The organism is Halomonas sp. SIMBA_159 (assembly GCF_046536035.1).
Taxonomy (GTDB): Bacteria; Pseudomonadota; Gammaproteobacteria; order Pseudomonadales; family Halomonadaceae; genus Vreelandella; species Vreelandella venusta_A.
Genome location: NZ_JAWJBT010000925.1, coordinates 1 through 259, shown reverse-complemented (window position 1 = coordinate 259; position 259 = coordinate 1). Strand labels below are relative to the sequence as shown.

Below are 259 nucleotides of genomic sequence, written 5' to 3'. Positions count from 1 at the left end.
CTCGAACACCACGAACATCCGGTCCGCGCCGGGGAAATTGGCATTGATCTCGGCCGCGCTGCGGTTGTATTCCGAGTCCGGCCATAGGATCGGCGAGCCTGGCTGAGCATCGCCCACCTGCAGGTTCTCCACCGCATAGAAACCGGATCCCAGCAGGACGATGCCGCCGACCGCGATCGAGACATAGCGCGAGCGCGGCCCGACGGCGACATAGGCGCAGGCCTCGAGCAGCCGGTGCATGGCGGGATAGAGGTCCACC

Annotated in this window: 1 protein-coding gene; it reads right to left on the bottom strand. The window is 66.0% G+C overall.

Annotated features, from left to right (window positions below):
• A partial coding sequence (locus R0J87_RS21965) for a hypothetical protein (protein ID WP_498888963.1) occupies positions 1-259 on the bottom strand: 259 nt, incomplete at both ends.